General features: G+C 64.7%; 16 protein-coding genes. 8 read left to right on the top strand and 8 right to left on the bottom strand.

What is annotated here, in order from left to right:
• Positions 1-17 precede the first annotated feature (17 nt).
• Both NRS07_RS10230 and NRS07_RS10225 read left to right on the top strand, forming a co-directional pair.
• Entirely contained in the window at positions 18-1,334 is a 1,317-nt protein-coding gene (locus tag NRS07_RS10230; protein ID WP_259205983.1) for an SGNH/GDSL hydrolase family protein, read from the top strand.
• A 119-nt stretch (positions 1,335-1,453) separates the two neighbouring features.
• Positions 1,454-1,903, top strand: a complete 450-nt coding sequence (locus tag NRS07_RS10225) for a hypothetical protein (RefSeq protein ID WP_259205981.1) — start codon at positions 1,454-1,456, stop codon at positions 1,901-1,903.
• 40 nt (positions 1,904-1,943) lie between these two features.
• Here the strand turns inward: NRS07_RS10225 and NRS07_RS10220 are convergent, their stop codons facing one another.
• Positions 1,944-2,363: a hypothetical protein gene (locus tag NRS07_RS10220; RefSeq protein WP_259205977.1), complete on the bottom strand. Its 420-nt coding sequence runs from the start codon at positions 2,361-2,363 to the stop codon at positions 1,944-1,946.
• Positions 2,364-2,538: 175 nt separating this feature from the next.
• Here NRS07_RS10220 and trxC point away from each other — a divergent pair, with 175 nt between their 5' ends.
• Both trxC and NRS07_RS10210 read left to right on the top strand, forming a co-directional pair.
• Positions 2,539-2,982 carry a thioredoxin TrxC gene (gene trxC, locus NRS07_RS10215; RefSeq protein ID WP_259205975.1) on the top strand — a complete coding sequence of 148 codons (444 nt, stop codon included), beginning with the start codon at positions 2,539-2,541 and terminating at the stop codon, positions 2,980-2,982.
• Between the two features lie 87 nt (positions 2,983-3,069).
• Complete coding sequence (locus tag NRS07_RS10210) at positions 3,070-3,432, top strand: hypothetical protein (RefSeq protein WP_259205971.1); 363 nt, start codon at positions 3,070-3,072, stop codon at positions 3,430-3,432.
• A 45-nt stretch (positions 3,433-3,477) separates the two neighbouring features.
• Here NRS07_RS10210 and NRS07_RS10205 read toward each other — a convergent pair whose 3' ends face one another.
• The 4 genes from NRS07_RS10205 to phaC form a co-directional block, all read right to left on the bottom strand.
• Positions 3,478-4,644 carry a cystathionine beta-lyase gene (locus NRS07_RS10205; RefSeq protein ID WP_259205967.1) on the bottom strand — a complete coding sequence of 389 codons (1,167 nt, stop codon included), beginning with the start codon at positions 4,642-4,644 and terminating at the stop codon, positions 3,478-3,480.
• 36 nt (positions 4,645-4,680) lie between these two features.
• A complete protein-coding gene (gene rimO, locus NRS07_RS10200; protein WP_259205964.1) occupies positions 4,681-6,147 on the bottom strand; it encodes a 30S ribosomal protein S12 methylthiotransferase RimO in 1,467 nt (488 codons plus the stop codon).
• Between the two features lie 120 nt (positions 6,148-6,267).
• On the bottom strand, positions 6,268-6,834 hold the full coding sequence (gene phaR / locus NRS07_RS10195; protein ID WP_259205962.1) for a polyhydroxyalkanoate synthesis repressor PhaR: 567 nt from the start codon (positions 6,832-6,834) through the stop codon (positions 6,268-6,270).
• 217 nt (positions 6,835-7,051) lie between these two features.
• Positions 7,052-8,806 carry a class I poly(R)-hydroxyalkanoic acid synthase gene (gene phaC, locus NRS07_RS10190; RefSeq protein ID WP_259205960.1) on the bottom strand — a complete coding sequence of 585 codons (1,755 nt, stop codon included), beginning with the start codon at positions 8,804-8,806 and terminating at the stop codon, positions 7,052-7,054.
• Between the two features lie 64 nt (positions 8,807-8,870).
• Here phaC and NRS07_RS10185 point away from each other — a divergent pair, with 64 nt between their 5' ends.
• On the top strand, positions 8,871-9,083 hold the full coding sequence (locus NRS07_RS10185; protein WP_307729884.1) for a hypothetical protein: 213 nt from the start codon (positions 8,871-8,873) through the stop codon (positions 9,081-9,083).
• Between the two features lie 35 nt (positions 9,084-9,118).
• Here NRS07_RS10185 and pgeF read toward each other — a convergent pair whose 3' ends face one another.
• A complete protein-coding gene (gene pgeF / locus NRS07_RS10180) occupies positions 9,119-9,907 on the bottom strand; it encodes a peptidoglycan editing factor PgeF (protein WP_373889820.1) in 789 nt (262 codons plus the stop codon).
• Entirely contained in the window at positions 9,904-10,938 is a 1,035-nt protein-coding gene (locus tag NRS07_RS10175) for an RluA family pseudouridine synthase (RefSeq protein ID WP_259205956.1), read from the bottom strand. The genes pgeF and NRS07_RS10175 overlap by 4 nt, the downstream gene beginning before the upstream one ends.
• 97 nt (positions 10,939-11,035) lie before the next feature.
• Between NRS07_RS10175 and NRS07_RS10170 the strand changes: the two genes are divergently transcribed.
• A complete protein-coding gene (locus NRS07_RS10170) occupies positions 11,036-11,872 on the top strand; it encodes an outer membrane protein assembly factor BamD (RefSeq protein ID WP_259205955.1) in 837 nt (278 codons plus the stop codon).
• A 38-nt stretch (positions 11,873-11,910) separates the two neighbouring features.
• Here the strand turns inward: NRS07_RS10170 and yaaA are convergent, their stop codons facing one another.
• Complete coding sequence (gene yaaA, locus NRS07_RS10165; protein ID WP_259205954.1) at positions 11,911-12,681, bottom strand: peroxide stress protein YaaA; 771 nt, start codon at positions 12,679-12,681, stop codon at positions 11,911-11,913.
• A 47-nt stretch (positions 12,682-12,728) separates the two neighbouring features.
• Between yaaA and NRS07_RS10160 the strand changes: the two genes are divergently transcribed.
• Entirely contained in the window at positions 12,729-13,181 is a 453-nt protein-coding gene (locus NRS07_RS10160) for a putative toxin-antitoxin system toxin component, PIN family (protein WP_259205953.1), read from the top strand.
• Between the two features lie 27 nt (positions 13,182-13,208).
• Entirely contained in the window at positions 13,209-14,366 is a 1,158-nt protein-coding gene (locus NRS07_RS10155) for a methionine aminotransferase (RefSeq protein ID WP_259205952.1), read from the top strand.
• Positions 14,367-14,373: the final 7 nt, after the last annotated feature.

Genomic DNA, 14,373 nt, shown 5'->3' with positions numbered 1-14,373 from the left:
ATCGACAGGAGCCAGCCATGACCATTACGGCCGTCCACGTCTCGCCCACTGCCGAGGCCAGCCAGCTGGGCTGCCACGGCGCGGCCGCGCCCGATCCCCAGCGACGCCGCGTGCTGCTCGGCTTGCCTGCGTTGGCCGGTGCGCTGGCACTGCACCCCTCGCTCGCATCGGCGCAAGCGTGGCGCTCGGACGGCTGGTGCGCAACCTGGGGCTGCGCGCCGGCCGGGCCGCCGCCATCGTCGAGCACCATGAGCTTCAGCGGGCAAACCCTGCGCCTGATCGTGCGCGCCAGCGTGGGCGGCAACAGGGTGCGGATCCGGCTGTCGAACGAGATGGGCAGCGCCCCGCTGACCATCGGCGCTGCCCAGGTCGGCCTGCGTAGCAGCGGCGCGGCCGTGGTAGCCGGGTCGAACCACCCGCTGAGCTTTGGCGGGCGCAGCACCGTCACCATCACGGCCGGTGCGCCGGTGCTGTCCGACCCGGTGTCGTTCCAGATTGCGCCCTTTGCCGACCTGGCGGTCAGCCTGTATTTTCCGGGCACTGCTAGCGGCACCACGATCCACCGCGACGCCTGGCAAGCCAATTATGTGTCCCATCCCGGCAACTTCGCCGCCAGCAGCACGTTTACCGTGGCGCGCACCATCGCCTCCTGGCCTTTCCTTACCGAAGTCGATGTCGATGGGGGCGCGCCAACCATTGTCGCGATCGGCGATTCCATCACCGACGGCCAGGGCAGCTCCATTAACCTGAACCGGCGCTGGCCGGACTACCTGGCGCGCCGCCTTCAGGCAGAGCTGGGCATGTCGGGACGGATCGGCATGGTCAATCGCGGCATTGCCGGCAACCGCCTGCTGGCGGACGACCCGAACGTCCTGCTGCCCGGGCGCGAAGTACTGGAACGCTTCGACCGCGACGTGCTCGCCACCGCCGGGGTGCGGGCGATGATCGTGCTCATTGGAATTAACGATATCGTCTACAGTTCTGGCGCCAGCCTGGTACGGGTCGACGACCTGGTCGCCGGCCTGCGCCAGCTGATTGCCCGCGCCCATGCGCGCGGCATTGCCGTGGTCGTAGCGACCATGCCGCCGATGGAGGGCTTCGTCTACTACACCCCGGCGCGCGAAGCGGTGCGCCTGGGCGTGAACAGCTGGCTGCGCTCATCGGACGATTTCGACCTGGTACTCGACTGGGACCTGATCCTGCGCGATCCGGCCTCCCCCGCACGCTTGAACACCATTTTCAACAGCCGCGACTGGCTCCATCCGAACGACCTGGGCTATCAGACGATGGCCAACGCCGTGCCACTCGAGCAACTGGCGGCCCTGCTGCGCTGATGCCGCTGCGCATGGCATTGGCGCGGGGCAGCCATTACCGCGCCCAATGTAACAAGCTGTAATACCGGGCGCCGCCCAAGCGGGATGTTTTCTATGATGGAGGCACCAGGAGAGCCGCCATGAGACAACTCGTCATTCTTAGCGCATCGCTGGCCGTGCTGGCCGGATGCGCCGCGCCGGGAGCCGGGCCCTACGGCAGCCGTGCCTATCAACAGCCTGCCGATCCGAACGGATGGCGCGTTGTGTCGGTTACACCAGTGCCACTTGGCACCGGCGCCCGTGCCGCCCAGTCGGGTGCCACCAATACTGTCACCTATCGCAACGCCCCGGTCTACGTCCAGCAGCCGGTCTACGTCCAGCAGCCCGTGTATGGCGCCGCGCCCATCTATGGCTCGCCGTGGACGGTGGTGCCGGAGCCCGTGTACCGGCCGCGCTATGTTTATCCGCCGGTGTCGATCGGCCTTGGCTTCAATTTTGGCCGTGGATGGGGACACCACCACGGCTGGAGACACCACCGCGGCTGGGGCGGCCACATCGGGACGCGCTACCCTTTCCATTACCGCCGCTGAGCGCGACGAAACGCGCTGCTCCGGCCGGACTACGATGCGCTCAACCGCGCGCGCCGAACAGGTCGTGCGCGTCGAGTACTGCATACGCGATTTCGGGCCGCGCGTTCAGGCAGCGCCGCACCGCCGCCGGGACATTCTGGCGCGTCTTCTTGCACAGCCCCGGACGGTCCTCGAGCACGACAATGATGCCGCGCACCGTGCGTACCTCATTCGGGCCCGGCTCGATGCGCAGTTCGGCGCCCAGGTTCTTCAGGATCAGGGCCTGCACATGGCGCAGGTCTGCGTAGCTGTCGATGCGCTCGATGCGCTCGACCAGTTTTTGCTCCTGCAAACGGGTCAGGGCCAGCGGACGCTGGTCGGCCTCGGGGTCGGCCAGCACACGGCCGCGGTCGCAGACACAGGCGCCAGGTGGGCACTCGGTGCGAATCGGGAACGGCGCTGGAGTCAGGGAATTGCTCATGCTGTCACGGGTCGAAAGTTGAGCTCGGGTCTGGGAACCATTCCCAATTTTACATCAGTGGCATGCACGCCCAGCGCTGGACTCAGGTGCCAGGTTCTGGCCCCCTGGGCGTAGCGGCCGGCGCGCCGGTCACGATCGGCTTACAATTGTGCCATCACCACAAAAGGAGTTTCCGATGACCGACCCGATCCATGTCGTCTGCCCGCATTGCGATGCCGTCAACCGCCTGGCGCAGGCCAGGCTGCGCGACGCGCCGGTGTGCGGCAAGTGCGGCACGGCGCTGTTCTCGGGCAAGCCGTTCGAGGTCGACGGCACCCGCTTTGCCAAACATATCGCGCGCAACGACCTGCCGGTACTGGTCGACTTCTGGGCCGCCTGGTGCGGGCCATGCAAGATGATGGCGCCACACTTTGCCAGCGCGGCCGCCCAGCTCGAGCCCTCGGTGCGGCTGCTGAAAGTGGACACTGAACAGAACCAGGAGCTGGCGGCGCGCTTTGCGATCCGCAGTCTTCCGACCATCGCGCTGTTTCGTGGCGGCAGCGAGATCGCGCGCCAGCCCGGCGCCATGGATGCCCGCGCCATCGTCGCCTGGGTCGGCACGCATCTATCCCACGTTTAGCGCGGATAGGTTATCATTAAAGCAACAGGGCAGCCTGCCCGTTGGCGGGTTCGTCGTCTCACCCCCCTTACCTCATTGGAGAACGCCATGTCTCAACAGCTTGTACTAGATCGCAACGCCGAGGATGCCAAGCAGTTTGCGCGCATCCTGTACATCGTGCATGCACTGACCTTCTTCTTCTCGGTCGGAACGCTGTCGATCCTGGTCCTGATCGTCAATTACATCAAGCGCCCGGATACGCAGGGAACCATCGTCTATTCGCACCATAGCTGGATGATCAGGTCGTTCTGGTGGTATCTGGTCTGGATGGTTGCCGGCGGTATTGTCTGGGTCACCCTGATCGGGATCCCGGTGGCCATGCTGATCTGGGGTCTGGCCTGGCTGTGGATGGCCTATCGCATCATCCGCGGCTTCCTGGACCTGAACAACAACAAGCCGATGCCGGGCTGATTCAATCAGGGCCGGCCTTGACCCTAGGCTGGCAGGGGCAAGCGCTCAGGCGAGCCTGGCGAGCGCCTGCTCCAGGTCGGCGATGAGCTCGCCGCTGTCTTCGAGCCCGATGTTCAGTCGTACCAGCAGCCCGGCATCGTCCCAGCGGCTGCGCATGGCTTTCATGCTGTAGGGCATCACCAGGCTATTCGGCCCGCCCCAGCTATAGCCGATGCCGAACAGCGCCAGTGCGTCCACGAAGGCGTCGATCTGCGCTTGCGTGTAGCGCGCGTCGAACACCACCGAGAACAGCCCGCCGGCGCCGCTGAAGTCGCGCTTCCAGGTGGCGTGTCCCGGGCAGTCTTCGAACGCCGGATGCAGCACCTTGGCAATTTCCGGACGCGCCTTGAGCCAGGCCGCGACGCGGCGCGCGGAGGCGTCATGCGCCTCGAACCGCAGCTTCATGGTCGGCAGCCCGCGCATGACCAGCCAGGCATCGTCGGCGCCGACGCCGTAGCCAAGGCGCATGTGCGCCTGCGCCAGCCGGTCATTGAGCGCGCGCTCGCGCGTGATCACCGCGCCCATCAAGAGGTCGGCCCCGCCCGACTGGTACTTGGTCAGTGCGTGCATGACGATATCGGCGCCGACGTCGAAGCCACGCAGGGCAAGGCCGGCGGCCCAGGTATTGTCCAGCGCGACCAGCACGCCGTGCGCTTTGGCGGCGCGGCAGATTGCGGGCAGGTCTGCCACTTCCATCGACACCGAACCGGGCGCCTCGGCCCAGACCAGTTTCGTGTTCGGCTGGAACAACTGCGCGATGCCGTCCCCGATCATCGGGTCGTAGAAACGCGCCGTGACGCCGAAGTCTTGCGACAGCCAGCGTCCGAGTTCGCGGTTCGGGTTATAGACGTTATCCGGCAACAGCACATCGTCGCCGCTCTTGAGCAGCGCGAAGTCGATCATCGCGATCGCCGCCAGTCCCGACGGCGCCAGCAGGCAGTGGCTACCGCCCTCGATCGCGGCCAGCCGCGCTTCGAGCGTGAACGTGGTCGGGGTGCCATGCAGGCCGTACGTATAGCCGCTCTTGTCTTTCCACTGGCTCGACCTCATCGCAGCCACGTTCTCGAACAGCACGGTCGAGGCGTGATGGATGCCCGGCGAGAATGCGCCAAATCCGCCGGGCGGGGTGTAGTCGCTATGGATCAGGCAGGTCTGGACCGACTTTTTCTTCATGTGACTGCGCCCCCGCGGCTGGGTGTCAAGGATGGTTCAGGCGACGCTGGCCCACAGGTCGTGGGCATCGGCCCTGGTGATCACGACGTCGATGAACTGCCCCACCGTCGGCTTGGCCTTGCCCGGAGTGAGCGAGCGCTTGATGTGGACCACGCCGTCGATTTCCGGGGCATCCGCGGCGGAACGGGCGATCGCCTCGCGCGCACCGACTTCGTCCACCAGCACGCGCATGGTACGGCCGACCTTGGCCTGCATGCGCGCCAGCGAGATTTCTTCCTGCAGCAGCATTACACGGGCGCGGCGCTCTTCGCGTACCGCTTCCGGCACCGGGTTGTCCAGTGCGTTGGCGGTTGCGCCCTCGACCGGCGAATAGGCGAAGCAGCCAAGGCGATCGATCTGCGCTTCGCGCAGGAAGGCCAGCAGGTATTCGAATTCTTCTTCGGTCTCGCCCGGGAAGCCGGCAATGAAGGTCGAACGGATGGTCAGGTCCGGATTCATCTTGCGCCAGGCAAGGATGCGGTCGAGGTTTTTCTCGCCGCTGGCCGGGCGCTTCATGCGCTTGAGGACATCCGGGTGCGCATGCTGCATCGGAATGTCGAGATAAGGCAGCAGGTGACCGTCGGCCATCAGCGGAATCACCTGGTCCACGTGCGGGTAGGGATACACATAGTGCATGCGCACCCAGGCGCCATGCTCGCGCGCCATCTGGCCCAGCGCTTCCGCCAACTGGGTCATGTGGGTCTTGATCGGGCGGCCTTTCCAGAATCCCAGGCGGAACTTGACGTCCACGCCGTAGGCGCTGGTGTCTTGCGAGATCACCAGCAGTTCCTTGACGCCCGCCTTGAACAGGTTTTCGGCTTCCTGCAGCACCTCGTGGATCGGGCGCGAGACCAGGTCGCCGCGCATCGACGGGATGATGCAGAAGCTGCAGCGGTGGTTGCAGCCTTCGGAAATCTTCAGGTAGGCGTAGTGCTTCGGGGTCAGCTTGACGCCGTGATCGGGCACCAGGTCGAGGAAGGGGTTGTGTTGGGGCTTGGGCAGGTGCAGATGGACCGATTCCATCACCTCGGCCATGGCATGCGGGCCGGTCACGGCCAGCACCTTGGGGTGCACCTTGGTGATGATGTCGTCGCCCGCCGCATCCTTCTTTGCGCCCAGGCAGCCAGTGACGATGACCCGGCCGTTTTCGGCCAGCGCTTCGCCGATCGCATCGAGCGACTCCTGCACCGCGGCGTCGATGAAGCCGCAGGTATTGACGATCACCAGGTCGGCGCCGTCATAGGAATTGGCGGTCTGGTAACCTTCGGCGCGCAGCTGGGTCAGAATCTGCTCGGAATCGACCAGCGCCTTCGGGCAGCCAAGCGAGACGAAGCCGACCTTCGGCGCCACAACGCCGGCGGCCGGACTCGGGATCACGAGCGTCGCATCGGTGGCGGGAGCGAATACGGCAGCCGCATTGGCGCTGGCGGAATCGAGGATCGGATTACGGCGGAGTTCAGTCATGGGCGGTTGCAAACATTCTGGGCAATCCGCGATTGTACCCGAAGCAGGTAACCGAAGGGAACGGGCCGGGAGGTTTCGCGGGCCTGCGCAACACAGCGCGGCCCGGCCAGTTTCACAGAATCAGGTCTTGTCGGTCGGCGGCGGCACGATGCCGGGGAACGGGAAGGCGCCGAACATGGCCTTGCTCTGGTTTTGCATCTGTTCCTGCATCTGGATGAACAGGTTCTTCGACTGGTCGATATAGCTGTTCATCATGCCCTGCATCATCGGGCCCTGGACGTTCATGAACTGGGTCCACATTTCCGGGCTGAAGGGCTTGCCCTCGACGGCGCCGGCGGCGCTGCTGGTGAACTTGTTCTGGATGTCGGTGAAAGCCTGTACGTTCTTCTCGAGGTAAGAACCCATCATGCCCTGCATGGCATGGCCGTAGTAGCGGATGATTTGCGACAGCACGACGCTCGAAAACATCGGCGCGCCGTTGGCTTCTTCTTCCAGGATAATCTGGAGCAAGATCGCGCGGGTCAGGTCTTCATTGCTCTTGGCATCGACCACGGTGAACTCATCGGCATCAAGTACCAGCTGCTTTACGTCCGTCAGGGTGATGTAGGAACTGGTCTGGGTATCGTAGAGCCGGCGATTCGGATACTTCTTGATCAGGCGTTCTGCACTCTTTTTCGTACTGCTCATCTCATGTCTCTTCGTTGTGCGCTGCAGTAGCAATACCGCGCGCTATTTTTTTTGACTGGTGCCCAAAAAACTGGATTGGTGTCAGCCGCAGGGCAAGATGTTGCCCTGCGGGACGAGTAGAACCTAACGATACCACGGCCCGCGCGCAGGTGCAGCAATTATTAGACTGCTCACGGTCGTGGATGTTTTGCCAACGGGGCAGCTGTCTTGTGCGCGATCAGTCCGCGCGCGCCTTGACATAGCGCCCCGGCGCCGGCTCGGTCGGCTGGTAGCGCTCGTTGCCTGCCACCTCAGGTGGCGCCACCTCGGCTCCGCCATGCTGCGCCAGGAACTTGGCCCACTCCGGCCACCAGCTCCCTTTGTGCTCGGTCGCACCAGCCATCCAGGCCGCCGCCGTCTTGGGCCGGCCCTTGCCGCCCTTCTCGTTCACCCAATAGCTGCGCTTGCCCTTCGAGGCCGGATTGATCACACCGGCGATATGACCCGAGGCGCCCAGCACGTAGCGGTTGGCCTTGGGGTTCTTCGGATTGAGCAGTTCCATCGAGGCAAATGCTGCCTCCCATGGCACGATGTGATCTTCTTTCGAACCGTACAGGAACACGGGCGCCTCGATCGCGCCCAGGTCGACCGGCACGCCGCAGACCGTAAGCGCGCCCGGCACCCGCAGCTTGTTCTCGAGATAGGTGTTGCGCAGGTACCAGCAGAACATCGGACCCGGCAGATTGGTGCTGTCGGCATTCCAGTACAGCAAATCGAAGGCCGGCGGCTCCTTGCCTTTCAGGTAGTTCTGCTGCACGTAGTTCCACACCAGGTCGTTCGGGCGCAGGGCCGAGAAGGTGGTAGCCAGGTCACGGCCCGGCATCAGGCCGCCCTTGGCCAGTTTCTGCTCGCGCTGCGCCACCTGGGTTTCGTCGACAAACACCTCGAGCACGCCGGTATCGCTGAAGTCGAGCAGCGTGGTCAGCAGCGAGACGCTGGCCGCGGGCTGCTGGCCGCGCGCCGCCAGCACCGCCAGCGCGGTGGCGGCGATGGTGCCGCCGACGCAAAAGCCGAACACATGGGTCTTTTCCTGGCCGGTGATCTCGCGCACCACCTCGATCGCCTTGATTGCGCCAGTCTCGACGAAGTCGTCCCAGGTCGTATTGCCCATCGAGCTGTCGGGATTGCGCCACGACACCATGAACACGGTATTGCCCTGCTCCACCACGTAGCGCACCAGCGAATTTTCCGGCTGCAGGTCGAGGATGTAGAACTTGTTGATGCACGGCGGAATCATCAACAGCGGCACCGCTTTCACGGTGGGGGTCGTCGGGGTGTACTGGATCAGCTGGAACAATTCGTTCTCGAACACCACCTGGCCGGCCGAGTTGCCGACATTGCGGCCGACCTCGAAGGCCGATTCGTCGGTCTGCGAAATGCGGCCCTTCTGCATGTCGGCCAGCATATTGCTCAAGCCCTTGGCCAGGCTTTCGCCCTTGGTCTCGATCAATTTCTTTTGGGCTTCTGGATTCGTGGCAAAGAAGTTGGCAGGCGACATGGCATCGACCAGCTGCTGCGCCGCGAAGCGGATCTTCTGGCGCTCACGCGGGGCGGCATCGACTGCGTCGGCCAGGGCCAGCATGAACTGCGAGTTCAGCAGGTAGGAAGCAGCCGAGAATGCCGACAGCGGATTATCCTGCCATTCGGGGGCCGAGAAGCGCTTGTCCTGCAGCGCAGGCCGTTTGCCAACGACAAAATCTTGCCACAATTGGCCGGCTTGCTTGAGGTAATCCAGGCGAATCGCTTCGAGCTTGTCGGCCGGAATACCGGCCCCGGCGTCCTTCAGGATGGCGGCCAGCGGATTGGCGCCGCCCAGCGCCGGCGCCATGGGCGCCATGGCCTGTGGCGCCGTCATCCAGCCCTGCCAGAGCGTCGGGTCGGCGAACTGCGACATCCAGGTTGCGGCAAAAGCTTGGGGGTCAGGCATGTTCATGTGAGCGTCCGTTGGTAGAATCAGCGTAATACGTCAATGAGGAAGCAATATGTGGATAGTCGCCGTGGCCTGGATCTATGTCGTCGTGCTGATGGCAGCGACCGAACCGAGCATCGTCCATGCGTTGATGACTTTCCTGTTCTATTGCGCGCTGCCATTATCCCTTGTTTTTTATCTCACGGGGTCAAAACGGCGGCGTGCGCGGCGTGCAGCCCAGGCCGCAGCCGAAGCGCGCGCCAAGGCTGAGGCTTCGGCGTCCGCTCCGGACGGCGGCTGAACGCGGCTCAAGATTATCGCCCAGCCCGATCCAAGTTATTTAATCCAGATCAAACTGGCCTGGCGTCCGGTGACGCCGTCGCGGCGGTAGGAATAAAAGCGCTCCGGCGCGGTGGCCGTGCACAGGCCGCCGCCGTGGATGCGGGTAATGCCATCTTGCGCGAGCATCAGACGCGCCAGGGCGCCCATGTCCGCCAAAAATTTTGCCGGTTGGTCAGATTTTGGAGCGAACGCGGCCAAGGTTGCCGCGCCGGGCAGCGCCGCGGCGAAGGCGGCGCGCACATCCTCGCCCACCTCGAAAGCCGTGGGCCCGATCGCCGGACCCAGCCAGGCTGTGATCTCGCCGGCGCCGGCCAGTCGCATCGCGCGCACGGTCGCGCCCAGCACGCCGGCGGCCAGCCCGCGCCAGCCGGCGTGCGCTGCGCCCACCACCTTGCCTTCCAGGTCGGCGAACAGCACCGGCAGGCAATCGGCCGTCATCACCGTGCACACCAGGCCGGGCTGCGCCGCGATGCTGGCGTCGCCGCTACGCACCGGCTGGTCCGGGCCTACCGTGGCGGCATCGACCACGTCGGCGCCATGCACCTGCGCGATCCAGGCCGGCCTGCCCGGCAGCCACGCCTGCAGCCGCTCGCGGTTGACGCGCACCGCTTGCGGGTCGTCGCCGCAGTGCAAGCCCAAGTTCAGGCCGCCCCCGCCCTGGCCATCGCCATAGGGGCCGACGCTGACGCCACCGCTGCGACCGGTGGCCAGCGCGCCCACCGACGCCGGCAGGTCGGGCCAATCCGGCCAGACCAGGTCCGCGCGCGCCAGGTCCACCATCATTGTTGGTCGTCGGCGTTGAGGTCGCCCGGCTCCGGAATCCCGGCCGTGGCGATCAGCTCGGCGAAGTCGGGCGCCAGCGGCACCGTCCATTCGCAAGGCTCGCCGGTAGCCGGGTGTACCAGGCCGAGGCGGCGCGCCTGCAGCGCCTGGCGATGGAAGACCGGCACCAGGTGCTGCTTGCCGTAGGTCGAGTCGCCCACCAGTGCAAAGCCGAGGTGCTGCATGTGCACCCGGATCTGGTGCGTGCGGCCGGTTTCCAGGTTGCAGCGCACCAGCGACACCGGACGGCGGTCCAGGTTGCCGGTCGATACCAGCTTGTAGTGCGTGATCGCCGGCTTGGAGAACGGGCTCGACGACACCGCCATCTTGATCCGGTCTTTCGGATGGCGCCCCATGCCGGCGTCGATGGTGCCGCGCAGTTTCGGCGTGCCCCAGACCAGCGCAAAGTATTCGCGCTTGACCGTGCGTGCCTGCAGCTGGCGCACCAGGTCGGTCTGCGCGGCCAGGGTCTTGCCGACCACCATCAGGCCGCTGGTGTCCTTGTCCAGGCGGTGCACGATGCCTGCGCGTGGCACACCCACCAGTTGCGGCGCATGGTGCAACAGGCCGTTGAGCAATGTGCCCGACCAGTTGCCCGCGCCCGGGTGCACGACCAGCCCGGCCGGCTTGTTGACCACCAGGATATCGTGATCTTCGTAGACGATGTCGAGCGTCATCGCTTCTGGCGTAAAGGCGGTGTCTTCGGGCGCGGCTTGCGGCTCGATCACGACCAGTTCGTCGCCATAGGCAGTGTCCTTGCCGCGCGCCGGCTTGCCGTCGACCTTGACGAAGCCAGCCTCGAACCACAGCTGCAGCCTGGCGCGCGAGAATTGCGGCACCAGGCCGGCGATCACCTTGTCGAGCCGCTGGCCACACACCTCCGGCGTCAGGTGCAGGGTGATCGGCGAGGCGTCGATGCCTTGCGGGGCGAGCTCGAGCCCGCCCTCGAGGTCATCGTCGAGGAGCGTCTCCAGGTCAGGGTCAAAAGGCATTTCCGCCGAATTCGGCGCAGGAGTTAATATCACGTGAGTCCCATCGGCTATAATCAGCCGTTCGTTGAATCTAGGTAAAACTTTCTTGCAAAGAGCTATGCAAAAAAAATTGTCTGTGTTGGTCGCCGCTTGCGCCCTGGTCGGCCTGTCCGCGTGCAGTATGTTGCCCGAACGGTCCGATGAAACCAAAAAATGGTCAGCGGAGAAATTATACGCTGAGGCGCGCGATGAAATGAATGGCGGCCACTATGAATCGGCAATCAAGCTGTTCGAGCGCCTGGAATCTAACTATCCGTTCGGCACCTATGCCGCGCAGGCGCAGATGGAAATCGCCTACGCCCATTTCAAGGCCCAGGACCAGGCCGAGGCCCTGGCCGCGGTCGAGCGCTTCATCAAGCTGCATCCGAACCATCCGCAGGTCGACTACATGTATTACCTGCGTGGCCTGATCAACTTCAATGACCAGCTGGGTTTCCTGAGCTTTATTTATTCTCAAGACCCGACCGAGCGCGACCCGCGCGCTACGCGTGAAGCCTTTGCCGCCTTCAAGGCCCTGGTCGACAAGTTCCCGAACAGCCAGTATACGCCGGATGCCGTTGCGCGCATGAGCTACCTGGTCAATGCGATGGCGCAGTACGAAGTGCACGTGGCGAATTATTACTACCGCCGCGGCGCCTTCCTCGCCTCGCTCAACCGGGCCCAGGCTGCGGTGAAGGACTACAGCGACGCGCCGGCGCGCGAGGAAGCACTGTTTCTCATGATCCGCGCCTACGACAAGCTCGGCATGCCGGTGTTGCGCGACGACGCCCAGCGCGTGTTTGTGGCGAACTATCCCAACAGCCGCTTCCTCAACCCGAATGCAACCGGCGACGCGCCATGGTGGAGATTCTGGTCCAAGTCCGGCCCCAAGCCTTCCCCGAAAGACGCGCTGTAATGGCGCGGCGCGGCAAGCCTCTGCCGCGCTGCACCGTCCTATTCGACCTGCCTGCGCCGGAATACCCAGTTGCGCTCGCCTGATGCCGCGGCATCGAAGGCATAGCCATCCAGGTCGAAACCCTTGAGCCGCTCCGGGTCCTTGATCGCGTGCTGCGCCGCATAGCGCGCCATCAGTCCGCGCGCGCGCTTGGCGAAGAACGAGATGATCTTGTACCGGCCGTTCTTCCAGTCCTCGAACACCGGCGTGATGACTGGCGCCTTCAACAGCTTGGGCTTGACCGACTTGAAGTATTCTTCCGAGGCCAGGTTGAGCAGCACTTTCGCCTTCGTCTCCACGATCTGCCGGTTCAGTGCATCGCTTACAGTGTCGCCCCAGAAGGCATACAGGTTGGCGCCGCGCAGATTCGCCAGGCGCGTGCCCATCTCCAGCCGGTAGGGATGCATGCGGTCGAGTGGGCGCAATACACCATACAGGCCCGACAGGATGCGCAGGTGGCGCTGGACATAGTCGATTTCTCGTGCGGCGAGACTGCGCGCGTCGAGGCCGCCATACACGTCGCCATCAAACGACATGATGGCCTGGCGCGCCTTGGCGTGGTCTTCGCTCCAGTGCGCATAGCGCGCGACGTTGAGCATGGATAGATTGTCGGACAGGTCCATCAGTTCGGCGATCGCGGCGGGCGAACAGGCCCGCAGCACGTCGACCAGTTCGCTGGCCTGCCCGATGAACTCAGGCAGCGAATGCTTGCGGGTGGTGGGTGGCGTATCGAGATCGAGGGATTTGGCGGGCGACAGGACTATCAGCATTGTTTCAAACAGCTTTACGCAGTGAATTCAGAGAAAATATTTCCGCCATGATACCCGTTCCCAGCAAACCCATCGTCATCGACACCAATGTGCTGCTCGACCTGTTCGTGTTTCGCGACCCGCGCTGGCACGCACTCCTGCTGGCGCTGGAAGCCGGCGAAGTGGTAGCCGTCACGCGCGCCGACTGCCGCGACGAATACCTGGCGGTGCTGCGCTATCCTCACTTGCCGCTGGACGAGACCACGCGCGCCCAAGCCGCGGCCCGCTTCGATGCCCTGCTCAAAGTGGTCGCGCCCGACGCCAGGCAAGTGCGGCTGCCGGTATGCACCGATCGCGACGACCAGAAATTTTTGGAACTGGCGCGCGACGCCGGCGCCGCTGCCTTGATCACCAAGGACAGGGCCTTGCTCAAGCTGAACCGGCGCACGGTGCGTGATGGCATGTTCACGATCCTGCTGCCCGAAGCCTGGCTCAAGGCCCGGGCCGCCGCGCTAGAATAGCGGCATCGTTCACCTGCCACTTCGCCCATGACCACACCGGTACTCCAATCACGCCTGCCCGCGGTCGGCACCACGGTATTTACCCGCATGTCCCAGCTCGCCGCCGAGCACCAGGCCGTCAACCTGGGCCAGGGCTTCCCCGACTTTGACTGCGACCCGGCGCTGGTCGGGCTGGTCAGCGAGGCGATGCGCGCGGGGCATAACCAGTATCCGATGATGGCCGGCGTGCCGGCGCTGCGCGCCGCCATCGCCGCCAAGATCGCGGCCCTGTACGGCCGCCGCTATGACGTGGCGAGCGAGATCACGGTCACCACCGGTGCCTCGCAGGCGATCCAGAGCGCGATTCTGGCCAGCGTGCATCCGGGCGACGAAGTCATCGTCATCGAACCGGCCTACGACTGTTATCTGCCGGCGATCGCCCTGGCGGGCGGCGTGGCGGTGCCGGTGGCGATGCAGATCGGCGCCGCCGGCTACAGCGTGCCGTGGGCGGCGGTGGCCGCCGCGGTCGGCCCGCGCACGCGCATGGTGGTGATCAACTCGCCGCACAACCCGACTGGCGCTATCTTGCGCAGCGCCGACCTGGAAGCGCTGGCGCGCATCGTCGACGGCACCGGCATATTGATTTTGTCCGACGAAGTGTACGAGCACATGGTGTTCGACGGCGAGCAGCATGCGTCGGTGGCGAGCGAGCCGAGACTGGCCGAACGCGCGTTTGTGATTTCGAGCTTCGGCAAGACCTATCACGTCACCGGCTGGAAAGTCGGCTATGTCGCCGCGCCCGCCGCCCTGATGGACGAGTTTCGCAAGGTTCACCAGTACAACGTATTCACGGTGAACACGCCGATGCAGCATGGGATCGCCGCCTACATGGCCGACCCCCGCCCCTACCTTGGGTTGCCCGCCTTTTACCAGCGCAAGCGCGACCTGTTCCGCACTGGCCTGGCCAACTCGCGCTTCGAACTGCTACCCTGCGACGGAACCTATTTCCAGTGCGTGCGCTATGGCGCCATCTCGAATCTGCCCGACGCGCAATTCGCGGCGTGGCTGACTGCCGAGGCCAAGGTGGCCGCGATCCCGGTGTCGGCCTTTTACAGCCAGCCGACCGAATCGGGGGTGGTGCGATTTTGCTTTGCGAAGCAGGACGCTACGCTGGCCAGCGCGCTCGAGCGCCTGGCGCGGCTGTAACGGCGGC

This window comes from Massilia sp. H6 (assembly GCF_024802625.1).
GTDB lineage: Bacteria > Pseudomonadota > Gammaproteobacteria > Burkholderiales > Burkholderiaceae_D > Telluria.
This window is presented reverse-complemented; position numbering and strand designations above follow the sequence as displayed.

Coding starts and splice junctions, on each gene's coding strand:
- NRS07_RS10230 (WP_259205983.1), top strand. CDS start 18: ATGACCATTACGGCCGTCCACGTCTCGCCCACTGCCGAGGCCAGCCAG.
- NRS07_RS10225 (WP_259205981.1), top strand. CDS start 1,454: ATGAGACAACTCGTCATTCTTAGCGCATCGCTGGCCGTGCTGGCCGGA.
- NRS07_RS10220 (WP_259205977.1), bottom strand. CDS start 2,363: ATGAGCAATTCCCTGACTCCAGCGCCGTTCCCGATTCGCACCGAGTGC.
- trxC (WP_259205975.1), top strand. CDS start 2,539: ATGACCGACCCGATCCATGTCGTCTGCCCGCATTGCGATGCCGTCAAC.
- NRS07_RS10210 (WP_259205971.1), top strand. CDS start 3,070: ATGTCTCAACAGCTTGTACTAGATCGCAACGCCGAGGATGCCAAGCAG.
- NRS07_RS10205 (WP_259205967.1), bottom strand. CDS start 4,644: ATGAAGAAAAAGTCGGTCCAGACCTGCCTGATCCATAGCGACTACACC.
- rimO (WP_259205964.1), bottom strand. CDS start 6,147: ATGACTGAACTCCGCCGTAATCCGATCCTCGATTCCGCCAGCGCCAAT.
- phaR (WP_259205962.1), bottom strand. CDS start 6,834: ATGAGCAGTACGAAAAAGAGTGCAGAACGCCTGATCAAGAAGTATCCG.
- phaC (WP_259205960.1), bottom strand. CDS start 8,806: ATGAACATGCCTGACCCCCAAGCTTTTGCCGCAACCTGGATGTCGCAG.
- pgeF (WP_373889820.1), bottom strand. CDS start 9,907: ATGATGGTGGACCTGGCGCGCGCGGACCTGGTCTGGCCGGATTGGCCC.
- NRS07_RS10175 (WP_259205956.1), bottom strand. CDS start 10,938: ATGCCTTTTGACCCTGACCTGGAGACGCTCCTCGACGATGACCTCGAG.
- NRS07_RS10170 (WP_259205955.1), top strand. CDS start 11,036: ATGCAAAAAAAATTGTCTGTGTTGGTCGCCGCTTGCGCCCTGGTCGGC.
- yaaA (WP_259205954.1), bottom strand. CDS start 12,681: ATGCTGATAGTCCTGTCGCCCGCCAAATCCCTCGATCTCGATACGCCA.
- NRS07_RS10160 (WP_259205953.1), top strand. CDS start 12,729: ATGATACCCGTTCCCAGCAAACCCATCGTCATCGACACCAATGTGCTG.
- NRS07_RS10155 (WP_259205952.1), top strand. CDS start 13,209: ATGACCACACCGGTACTCCAATCACGCCTGCCCGCGGTCGGCACCACG.